Raw genomic sequence first — 11,046 nt, forward strand, 5'->3', positions numbered from 1 at the left:
CCATTACGACGGCTAGATGTAAACCGAGTTTATTGATGAGGATTTTACTGACGAATTTGTACCAAATAGCCACAACGATGTTCGCCATCGATAATCCAGTGGGTGCGCTCTACGTTACAATCTGGTAAGACGGCTGCAAACATTTCTAATTCGTGACCACAGATGCTGGGGAAAGACTCGGCAACATTAGAAATGGCGCAGTTATGCTCCATTAAGATAAAGCGATCGCACTCAAAGGAGTCATTTACATCAACAGGGTGATACTCCGCCATGAAGCCTTCCGCTTTTCTCAACTCTACTAAGTTGGCTACACGTTCTCGCAATGAACCGTTACCGACGCGATCGCGGTATTCTTTGGCTTTGCGCTGCCACTGTTTCTCTAAAATCGATTTAAATTGGTCGTGTCCTACCGTTTCGGCTAAGGTGTCTAGCAACGAAACCGCAAAATTTCCGCTTGCATCACCAAACCGATCGCTCATTGTTCGATGCAAGCGATCGCGTCCTTGACGACTCAGTTGATAAAGGTGCTGGGGACGCCCCATCCCCGTTGCCTGCACTGATGTCGAATACAAAACTAGCTCCTCCGTCTCCAAATCTTTGAGATGGCGACGAATCGCTTGGGGGGTAACGTCTAAAACTTCAGCTAGTTCTAAAGCCGTTGCTTTTTCGTGTTTGTGCAGATATTCTAGGATATCTTGCTTGGTTGAGGACTGGTGGGTAGTCGCCATCTTCATGTAGTGCGAGACGTTCAGCGAACGCCCCAAAAATTAATTTCTTTGAAAATTTGACTTTGACAACATTGTTGTTGTTAATTTAGCGTAAAATGAAGATAGATTAAACAACATAGCTGTTGTTTTACTCTCCACCACTATTCTAGCAGCCGTGTAACCATTCCGTAACGGTAGATGGGAATCGGCTAAAGAAAGCCCATCTCCCATCCTTATAGAGAGATTCAAGTTCCGAACACGAGAGATTATTACTGATGAGTGCCACTGTCAAAACCTTAGTCAACCAACCCTACAAGTACGGCTTTGTCACAGACATTGAGTCCGACACCATACCGCGTGGACTAGACGAGGACGTTGTACGCTTGATCTCCTCCAAGAAGAACGAGCCGCAGTTCATGCTGGACTTTCGCCTCAGAGCTTATCGCCAGTGGCAAAAAATGACGGAACCAACTTGGCCTAATGTCAAGTATCCGCCAATCAATTATCAGGATATCATTTACTACTCAGCGCCGAAACGTAAGAAAGAAAAACTAAACAGCTTGGATGAAGTTGATCCAACCCTTTTAGAAACCTTTGAGAAGTTAGGCATTTCCCTATCTGAACAGAAGCGGCTGGCAAACGTCGCCGTCGATGCAATTTTCGATAGCGTTTCTGTCGCCACTACATTTAAAGAAAAGTTAGCGGAAGATGGCGTTATTTTCTGTTCATTTTCCGAAGCGTTGCAAGAACACCCAGAACTGATTAAAAAATATTTGGGTAGTGTTGTTCCCATCGCTGACAATTATTTTGCCGCCTTGAACGCAGCCGTATTTAGCGACGGTTCTTTTGTCTACATTCCTAAAGGCGTGAAATGCCCAATGGAACTATCTACCTACTTCCGCATCAACTCTGGTGACACGGGACAATTTGAGCGGACTTTGATTGTCGCCGAAGAAGGTAGTTATGTTTCTTACCTGGAAGGTTGCACCGCACCGATGTATGATAGCAACCAGTTGCACGCCGCAGTTGTGGAACTCGTCGCTCTCGACAACGCCGAAATTAAATACTCCACCGTCCAAAACTGGTACGCTGGCGATGCTAACGGTAAAGGCGGTATTTACAACTTTGTCACCAAGCGCGGTTTGTGTCAGGGCGTAAATTCCAAGATTTCCTGGACTCAAGTAGAAACAGGTTCGGCAATTACTTGGAAATATCCTAGCTGTGTGTTGGTGGGTGATAACTCTGTGGGTGAGTTTTACTCGGTGGCGTTAACAAATCACATGCAGCAAGCTGATACGGGTAGTAAGATGATTCACGTAGGTAAGAATACCCGCAGTACAATTATTTCTAAAGGAATCTCCGCAGGTAATTCTAGTAATAGTTACCGGGGTTTAGTGAAAGTTAACCCGACAGCGATTGGGGCGAGAAATTATTCTCAGTGTGACTCAATGCTGATTGGGGATAATGCCCATGCCAACACTTTCCCTTATATTCAGGTGCAAAATAACGGTGCGAAGGTGGAGCATGAAGCTTCTACTTCTAAGATTGGGGAAGATCAGTTATTTTACTTTGCTCAACGGGGTATTTCTTCAGAAGATGCTATTTCGATGATGATTAGCGGCTTCTGTAAGGATGTTTTTAATCAGCTACCAATGGAGTTTGCTGTGGAAGCTGATAAGTTGTTGAGTTTGAAGTTGGAAGGCAGTGTTGGATAAATGGAAGCAAGGATAAACACAGAGACATCGGCGTTCTGTGTTTATCTTTTGGAAGAATAACGTAGACGCAAAGCGGCTTGCCGCAGGCTACCGCAAAGGGGCAGAGAGTTCAGAGAGAGAAGGGAGAGAAGATGATTATTGAAAATAGTGAAGTTGTGCTGTCAGTACGGAATCTGACGGCTAATGTTGATGGGACACCGATTTTGAAAGGTGTGAATCTGGAGGTGCGATCGGGTGAGATTCATGCGATTATGGGGCCGAATGGTTCTGGTAAGAGTACTTTTTCTAAGGTGTTGGCTGGGCATCCGGCGTATGAGGTGACTGGCGGTGAGGTAATTTTTCAGGGGCAAAATCTGCTGGAGTTGGAGCCGGAGGAACGAGCTAGAAGTGGTGTGTTTTTGGCGTTTCAGTATCCGTTAGAAATTCCCGGTGTGAGCAATTTGGATTTCTTGCGGGTGGCGTACAATTCCCGGCGCAAGGCTCAAGGTTTAGAGGAAATAGACGCTTTTGATTTTGACGATTTGATTGAGGAAAAGCTGGATGTGGTGAAGATGAATGCCAGTTTTCTCAGTCGCAGTTTGAATGAAGGGTTTTCTGGTGGTGAGAAGAAGCGCAATGAAATTCTGCAAATGGCGCTGCTAGAACCAAAGTTGGGAATTTTGGATGAGACTGATTCGGGTTTGGATATTGACGCGCTCCGAATTGTGGCGAATGGGGTAAATCAACTGGCAACTCCAGAAAATTCTACAATTTTGATTACTCACTACCAACGATTACTCGATTATATTGTGCCTGATTTTGTGCATGTGATGGCACAAGGGCAGATTATTACGAGTGGTGGTAAAGAACTGGCGCTGGAATTAGAGTCTCGCGGTTATGACTGGGTGCTAGAAGAATTTGCAGCTGCTGAGGTGGGTGTGTAATGAATATTCAAGTATCCCCTAGTCCAATACCTAATTCAAATGCAGTCAGTTTGACATCAATGTTAGATAGAGATGATTATCTGACTGGGTTGTTAAATCAAGTAACAGCAACTAAAACAGAAGGTTGGTTGCAGGAATTACGCCAAAGTGCTGCTAATTGGGTACGCCACTCGATTATCCCGACTACCCGCGAGGAAGAATGGCGATTTACTGATTTGTCGTCTCTACGAAAGGTGCAATTTAATGTAGAGGCGGGAAAGTTTGCGTCTCTAGAATTTGATATTTTGCCAGAGGCGGCTAATAGTCGTTTGGTATTTGTGAATGGCGTTTTTGCGCCGGAGTTATCAGCAGTTTCAGATTTACCATCTGGAATTGTGGTGAGTAATTTGGCTGGTTTGTCTGCGGTTGAGCAGGAAGATGTACGGCAGTATTTAGCTCAAGCTGAGGGAGCGCAGGAAGTTTTTACTGCTCTGAATACGGCTGGGATAACTGATGCTGCTGTGGTATGGGTGAAGAAGAATGTGGTGGTTGAGACACCAATTCATTTGGTGTTTATTTCGGTTGCGGGGAACACTGCGACGATTTCGCAGCCGCGTTGTTTGGTAGTGGCAGAAAGTGGTTCACAAGTGATGTTGGTTGAGGAGTATACGAACCGCAGAGGCGCAGAGAGCGCGGAGAACGGAGTTTATTTAACTAACGCGGTTACGGAAGTTTGGGTGGGTGAGAATGCTGAGGTGATTCACACTAGGGTTGAGTGGGAAGGTGCAGAGGCTTTTCATATTGGGAAGACTGCGATCGCACAAGCTCGTGATAGTCGATATACTTGTCATGCCATAACTTTAGGTGCAAAGTTGTCGCGGCATAATTTAGAGATTTTGCAAACTGGTGAGCAGACACAAACTACTCTCAATGGTTTGACGATAATTTCTGGTAAGCAGTTGTCTGATACTCACAGTGCGATCGCACTCAACTATCCCCACGGTACAAGTGACCAATTGCATAAATGTATTGTAGGCGATCGCGCTCATGCGGTGTTCAATGGTAAAGTTTTTGTACCCAAACTAGCGCAGTTGACAAATGCATCCCAGTTGAATCGCAATTTACTGCTATCGTCTAAAGCTAGAGTTGATACCAAACCCCAATTGGAAATCACTGCCGATAATGTCAAATGCGCTCACGGTGCTACCGTTAGCCAGTTAGAAGATGACGAAATATTCTATCTGCAAAGTCGGGGAATTGATGAAAACGATGCTCGAAAGTTGTTAATTAACGCCTTCGCTGCTGAAGTTATCAACCAAATACCGATTCCCTCTCTGCGAGAAATCCTTTTAAACACAGTGAATAATCTCAAGTCCCTGACTAATGAGTAATAACTAATCTACCAATGACTTTTACTCCTACCAAAACCCTTGCTGATAAAGTTCGCGCTGACTTCCCGATATTGCATCAGGAAGTCAATGAGAAACCCTTGGTTTATCTCGATAACGCTGCGACATCGCAAAAGCCTTTGTTTGTATTAAATGCCCTGCGGGACTATTACGAGCAATATAATGCTAACGTGCATCGAGGTGCCCATTCCCTGAGTGCTAAAGCTACCGATGCTTATGAAGGTGCTAGGGATAAAATTGCCAAATTCATTAATGCTGCATCGCGTCAGGAAATCGTCTACACTCGCAACGCAAGTGAAGCGATTAACCTAGTCGCTTATAGCTGGGGAATGAATAATTTGCAGCCGGGAGATGAAATTATTCTCTCGGTGATGGAACACCATAGTAATATTGTGCCTTGGCAATTGATTGCACAAAAAACGGGTGCAGTACTGAAATTTGTCGAATTAACACCCGAAGAAACTTTTGATTTGGAACAGTTTAAAAAGCTGATTTCTGAGAAAACTAAGCTGGTGTCGGTGGTGCATATTTCTAATACTTTGGGTTGTATTAACCCAGTAGAAGAAATTGGTGCGATCGCTCACAGCTACGGTGCTAAATTATTAGTTGATGCTTGCCAAAGTGTTCCCCACTATCCTGTAGATGTGCAGAAAATAGATTGTGATTGGTTGGTAGCATCTGGTCATAAAATGTGCGCTCCAACTGGGATAGGATTTCTGTATGGCAAGTTAGAATTGCTAGAATCAATGCCACCATTTTTTGGTGGTGGTGAGATGATTGCAGAGGTGTATTTAGACCATTCAACTTATGCAGAATTACCGCATAAATTTGAAGCTGGTACACCTGCAATTGGAGAAGCGATCGCACTTGGTGCTGCGATCGATTATCTTAGCAATATCGGCATGGATAAAATCCACGCCTACGAAGCAGAATTAACAGCTTATTTGTTCCAACAATTAGAGCAAATTCCCCAAATTAGAATTTACGGCCCCAAACCTAATGCTAAAGGTGAAGGGAGAGCTGCTCTTGCGTCGTTCACCGCCGGGGAAGTCCACGCTAACGACTTATCTACATTATTAGATCAAGAAGGCGTTGCTATCCGTTCTGGGCACCACTGCACACAACCATTACACCGTTACTTAGGTCTTGCTGCAACCGCACGAGCAAGTCTATCTTTCTATAACACCCGTGAGGAAATTGATATTTTCATCAAAGCACTGAAAGAAACTCTCGACTTTTTTGCAGGTTTCCTTGCTTAAAGTTACAAAATATTCAGATAGTGATTGTGCCAAATATCAGCAACATATCTTGCTAATAGTTGGCACAATTTAATTATCTGGATTATTTACAAGAGAAACTAAAGTGCTATACAGTGACTTTACTTTAGATAGAGTTAGAAAAACCTTTGGCCTAACTATTTCTGATAAAATTTATATATTTGCATCTGTACATGAGGTAGAGTGCCCACCATTGCTTACAGAAGTATTACGGGAAAATGTACCTTTACCTCTTGCTAGTAATACTGAAAAATCTCGTTTAGAGATGATTATTGCACCAATTTTAATTGCTGTAAGGAAATATCTAAATAATCAAATAAGTTTATTTTTTGGTATCGCTTTTACTGTTGATTCAGCACAAGGTTTAAATGTAAATTGCGATTTTATTATTAGCCGTTCACCATAGTTACTAATTCTAAGCGCACCAGTTGCCACAATTGTAGAATCTAAAAAATAAAATATCAATGCAGGATTAGGTCAGTGTGTAGCAGAGATATTAGTAGCTAAATTGTTTAATGAACGTGAGGGTAATAACATTCAGGCAATTTATGTAACTGTCACCACTGGAACTAACTGGAAGTTTTTGAAACTTATTGGGCAAATCATTGAAATTGACTTGAGCGAATATTATATTAATGACATAGGTAAAATTATCTGGATTTTATCTAACATCCTGATAGAAGAAGTCTTTCAACTAATTCTAGGGATTTCGTAAGTTTTGTGGCAGAGTCAAAATCCCGTTACAAATCTTAATTACCAATTACGTAGCTTGCTTCTCGCCCTTGGCGAGTATTACGAATTACGAATTATTTTAATATGCTTATCAAGTCAACGCCTGCGGAACAAAGAACAGTCCTACACAACGTTAGCTGGGAAACCTTTGAAGCCTTGCTGAGGGATACGGGTGAGCATAGAGGCTCAAGATTTGCTTATGACTGCGGTGTTTTAGAAATCATGACTCCACTTTTTGAACACGAAAATCCTAAAATTCAGTTTGACCGATTGATATTCGCTTTAGCAGTGGAATTAAAAACTAAAATTAGAAGTGCTGGTTCTACAACATTAAAACGTAAAACAATAACAAAGGGAATAGAACCTGATACTTGCTATTATATTCAAAATGAGTCAGCAATTAGAGGTAAGCAAGAATTAGATTTAAAAACAGACCCAGCACCGGATTTAGCAGTTGAAATTGATATTACTAGCAGCTCTGTCAATAAGCTTAATATTTATGCGGCTTTAGGTGTGGCAGAATTATGGAGGTATGACGGTGAAGTTTTAAAATTTTATCAACTAATAGAAAGTGAATATATTGAGATTAAGTTGAGTATAGCTTTTCCTTTAATTTCTGTTAGTGATATGAATAGATTTATCCAGCAAAGTAAAACTATGGATGAAATTGATCTGGTGCAATCCTTCCGTACTTGGGTGCAGGGAAAGATAGGGTAAAGTGTACCTCATCGATAAATATAATTACTGGCTTATTTTTTTAATCTATGCTTGCCATTACTTATAAATCCTAATGAAACATCCAATATCGATTGGATAGCAACATGAGTGTGTCCTTCTAGCAGCATCTTGACTGCGAGTGCCCGTTGAATTTCTCGCAAGTCGAAGGCTATTTTCGATAAACTCTGATAGCGATACCTTTCCTGCGGAACGCTACGCGAACGATGAGCTTCGCTAACGCATCCACATTGATATTCCCCTACAATGGCTACTAATCATACCTTTAACTCTCTTCCGTATTTTTTCACAACCCAGATAGGATTGCTATAGTATATTCAATGTCATTACCTGGTTAAATGAGTGTCTTAACACCTATTATAATTTTCTGCTAAATGCTATACTATTTTTCCTCAACATCTAAGTAATAATTCTAGGTTGTAAGGAAAATCGTTACCATGTCTTCTAAAAAGACAGACGCTCTTTTGAATTGGTTGATAACTATAACAGTTATATTTGGCTGTTCATTGACTGTAATTTTTTTCGCTTTATCCAGTATTAAAGAATTGTCAATTCAGGAAAAAATTCAGTATAGAAACCAAGCTTTAACAACTACTGCAATAGTTTTTCTCGCATCGGCAGCAATGTTTAATACTTATTATGCAGCAAAGCGTGCCCAAGCGATGCATAAAAATGCGATCGCAACTGAGAAAAACCTGGAAATTGGCATTCAAAATGTAAAAGTCAATCAAGACAGATTGATTTCAGAGCGCTTTATGGGAGCAATTGCCCAGCTTGGTCATGAAAAGGTTGAAACCCGGACAGGCGCAATTTATGCATTAGAAAGAGTTGCCCAAGATTTTCCTAAAGAACACTGGACAATCATGGAAATTCTCACTGCCTTTGTGCGAGAAAATGCACCTATCCAGCAGGTGAGAGTAGAGCAACAAAAACTGGAATATTCACCAGCAGCTTACTCAGGTAGGCGTAGAGGTGAGTTGCGTCCGACACAGCAGTTAGAGCAAAATCTCCATGAAGAATTGCCAACAATCCGCACCGATATTCAAGCAGCTTTAGCTGTCATCGGCAGGCGTAATTTACTCGAAGACCCAAAAGATCATAAACTTGATTTACGTAATATCGACATCAGACAAGCAGACCTGCTAGGAGTTAATCTGCAACAAGCAGACTTACGTGGTTCTGACCTAAGTGGAGCTGACCTGCGTGGAGCCGACTTGAGTGAGGCTGACCTGAACGGCGCTAAACTCATTAAGTCTATTCTCTATGAAACCAAATTACTAAAAGCTAGCCTCTGTGGAGCAAACCTGTGTTGGGCTAATCTCAACCGTGCTAATCTCTTTGGGGCTAACCTACGTTCAGCCAACCTCTCTGGAGCAAGTTTGCGTGTAGCTGATTTACAAGGAGCAAACCTTTATAAAGCTAACTTACAACAAGCGACCTTAAAGATGGCCAACCTCTCTGGAGCAAAGCTATTTTTAGCTAACTTGCAAGGAGCAAAACTGGGTAAAGCCAATCTCCAGATGACAGGTTTGATTGGTGCCAACCTCTCAGGGGCTAACTTGAATGGTGCCAATCTTTCTGAGGCTAACTTGAATGCAGCCAAACTCCACCAAACAGAAGTCTATTTTGCCAACCTCTCAGAAGCCAGTTTAACGGAAGCCGACCTATATCAAGCAAACCTCATCGGAGCTAACCTGCATAGAGCAACCTTTTATCAAGCTAACCTGACTCAGGCAAACCTTATGGGAGCGAACTTTTTAGAAGCCGACCTCAGTGATGTCAAACTGGAAGGGACAATTTTAACAGGGGCTAAAAATTTAGAGTTGCACCAGATTAAAAAAGCATTTGGCGATCGCACCACTCGTCTACCTGATTATATAGAAGCACCGACAGATTGGCGACAATCAAGTTGAGTGACCGCAGCATCATTAGTTATTTGGGCGCATTCTACCAGTTTCACTTAGTGCTATAGTTTTTACCAAAAGTCTCCGTAAATATTTGGGAGATGAGGAAGATAAAAGCTATGTCTGATAACAATACAGACATACCGAGAAATTTATTTATAATTCTAATTTTATCGAACAGAATTCAGGAGTCAGAATTCAGTTGGGTATTCTGACCGAAAAACTTGTAGGAGAATATAGAAGAGAACAATCTTACCGGAAAATCTTCAACCACCCAAACATTGGAAAGCTTAAGTTTCACCCTCAGAACCCCAAGTTTGAGGCTCACCCTGAGACTGTAGATGGTTGCCAAGAAATCTCCAATAAACCTGTTAACACCTTTACTATTTCCTTATTCTTAATACTTACGTTTCTATAACGATCCTGCAAATTTTGCAGAATTTTTATTTCCTGTTGAAGGGTAAGCAGATTAGCTAATTTTATGCAAGACAACTGAAAAACTCTACGCAATTGTGCTTGTTCTTGAGAAGAAACATTCATTGCACAGAAAGCATCTCTAAAATTTCCACCTTCTTCTAAGGTAGCTTCAAACTGACTTTGCTGTATAGGAGTAAAAATTTTGTTAATTTGAAAGCGGATCTCATGGTGAAGCTGAACTAAGTGTTCTTCTTGCTGTGGAAATATTTCTGTCCCTACTAGTAAAGGAAATAGATCCGTTAAAGGTTTATAAATATGAGTTTCGATATTAACTGGAGTAGTTGCAAAAGAAGTAACCACTGATTTGGTGACGAGAGAGCTAAATTTAGTTTTCATAAAATATCCTCTTAGTATTTAGTATTGACAAAACAGCCCTATATAAGTTTTTACAAGCATTCAGTTGAAGCACTCTTAGATTGGGCTAGGGCTTATGCAATCCAATGTCCATGTTGACGAGACACCATAGTTAGTTAAAGGCGTTATAGTTTGTGCTTGTACTTAGATGGATATTGAGAAAGTTATCTCTTTAAAGAAAAAGAAATGTTTTTTTACAACCATCACGGGCCATCGGCTGTAAATAGCTCTTATGCACCTTGTGAAAAAAACAGGCTAAGGTAGATAAAATATCTATCTAAAGATAGTTTCATTGAAAAATACCTCTGATGTAACTATCTTTAGATACTTGACAAGAGACAAGATATAACTTTCTTTTTAGCAAAATTAATTTAATTTTTCTCGCTCTAACTTCTAAATGCTGGATACTTAGATTTAGTAGAGAAAGATGATACGGAAGACTTATTTGCTTTCTTGTCACACTGTCAATAAGAGGAAGAGAGGCAGAGAAACCCAGCTTACTGGTATAACCTGAGAAATATTCCCTAAGCAGGAGATAAACAATAAAACACCTGTTTTATCCTAGTCATTGCTATAGGGATAGAAAAAGGAGATGTCTGTTAGAAAGCAGCTGGAGATTTTAGATTTAATTTGGGAGCTTCGGCAGCAACTCAATCTTTTTCAGAAACAGTTTGCTACTAAATTAGAGGTTTCATTAAAAACAGTTAAACGTTGGCAGAATAGGCATACAGTGCCTTCACGGATAGCGCTAAAACTAATAAAAGAAATGTTATGGCAGATGGGTGAACCCGGCAAAAGGCTGCTAAACGAGTATTTTCCAGAAGCAGAGTAGGG

At 41.1% G+C, this 11,046-nt stretch carries 11 protein-coding genes and 1 pseudogene; 9 read left to right on the forward strand and 3 right to left on the reverse strand.

Annotated features, from left to right (window positions below):
* Positions 1 to 44: 44 nt before the first annotated feature.
* A complete protein-coding gene (gene sufR, locus H6G26_RS00625) occupies positions 45 to 728 on the reverse strand; it encodes an iron-sulfur cluster biosynthesis transcriptional regulator SufR (protein ID WP_190727415.1) in 684 nt (227 codons plus the stop codon).
* 254 nt (positions 729 to 982) lie between these two features.
* Here sufR and sufB point away from each other — a divergent pair, with 254 nt between their 5' ends.
* The 7 genes from sufB to H6G26_RS00655 all read left to right on the forward strand — a co-directional run bounded on the left by sufB (position 983) and on the right by H6G26_RS00655 (position 7,459).
* Positions 983 to 2,422, forward strand: coding sequence for a Fe-S cluster assembly protein SufB (gene sufB, locus H6G26_RS00630; RefSeq protein WP_190727416.1), 1,440 nt, complete (start codon positions 983 to 985; stop codon positions 2,420 to 2,422).
* Between the two features lie 131 nt (positions 2,423 to 2,553).
* A complete protein-coding gene (sufC, locus tag H6G26_RS00635; protein ID WP_190727417.1) occupies positions 2,554 to 3,345 on the forward strand; it encodes a Fe-S cluster assembly ATPase SufC in 792 nt (263 codons plus the stop codon).
* Positions 3,345 to 4,715, forward strand: a complete 1,371-nt coding sequence (gene sufD, locus H6G26_RS00640; RefSeq protein ID WP_190727418.1) for a Fe-S cluster assembly protein SufD — start codon at positions 3,345 to 3,347, stop codon at positions 4,713 to 4,715. The genes sufC and sufD overlap by 1 nt, the downstream gene beginning before the upstream one ends.
* A 14-nt stretch (positions 4,716 to 4,729) precedes the next feature.
* Entirely contained in the window at positions 4,730 to 5,992 is a 1,263-nt protein-coding gene (locus tag H6G26_RS00645; protein ID WP_190727419.1) for a cysteine desulfurase, read from the forward strand.
* Between the two features lie 103 nt (positions 5,993 to 6,095).
* Positions 6,096 to 6,416 (forward strand): hypothetical protein, encoded by a 321-nt coding sequence (locus tag H6G26_RS44160; protein WP_347242411.1) that lies wholly within the window; start codon positions 6,096 to 6,098, stop codon positions 6,414 to 6,416.
* 102 nt (positions 6,417 to 6,518) lie between these two features.
* On the forward strand, positions 6,519 to 6,725 hold the full coding sequence (locus H6G26_RS44165; protein ID WP_347242412.1) for a hypothetical protein: 207 nt from the start codon (positions 6,519 to 6,521) through the stop codon (positions 6,723 to 6,725).
* Positions 6,726 to 6,826: 101 nt separating this feature from the next.
* Positions 6,827 to 7,459: a Uma2 family endonuclease gene (locus H6G26_RS00655; protein ID WP_190727420.1), complete on the forward strand. Its 633-nt coding sequence runs from the start codon at positions 6,827 to 6,829 to the stop codon at positions 7,457 to 7,459.
* A gap of 59 nt (positions 7,460 to 7,518) precedes the next feature.
* Here the strand turns inward: H6G26_RS00655 and H6G26_RS42270 are convergent.
* Positions 7,519 to 7,639: pseudogene (locus tag H6G26_RS42270) on the reverse strand (helix-turn-helix domain-containing protein); the annotation flags it as partial.
* A 275-nt stretch (positions 7,640 to 7,914) separates the two neighbouring features.
* Between H6G26_RS42270 and H6G26_RS00665 the strand changes: the two are divergent.
* Complete coding sequence (locus tag H6G26_RS00665; protein WP_190727421.1) at positions 7,915 to 9,390, forward strand: pentapeptide repeat-containing protein; 1,476 nt, start codon at positions 7,915 to 7,917, stop codon at positions 9,388 to 9,390.
* A gap of 315 nt (positions 9,391 to 9,705) precedes the next feature.
* On the opposite strand, the gene H6G26_RS00670 is transcribed toward H6G26_RS00665, so the two are convergent.
* A complete protein-coding gene (locus H6G26_RS00670) occupies positions 9,706 to 10,194 on the reverse strand; it encodes a hypothetical protein (RefSeq protein ID WP_190727422.1) in 489 nt (162 codons plus the stop codon).
* A 610-nt stretch (positions 10,195 to 10,804) separates the two neighbouring features.
* On the opposite strand from H6G26_RS00670, the gene H6G26_RS00675 reads away from it, so the two are divergent.
* Positions 10,805 to 11,044 (forward strand): transcriptional regulator, encoded by a 240-nt coding sequence (locus H6G26_RS00675; protein WP_190727423.1) that lies wholly within the window; start codon positions 10,805 to 10,807, stop codon positions 11,042 to 11,044.
* The last annotated feature ends 2 nt before the right edge of the window (positions 11,045 to 11,046 follow it).

Source organism: Nostoc sp. FACHB-888, from assembly GCF_014696655.1.
Taxonomy (GTDB): Bacteria; Cyanobacteriota; Cyanobacteriia; order Cyanobacteriales; family Nostocaceae; genus Nostoc.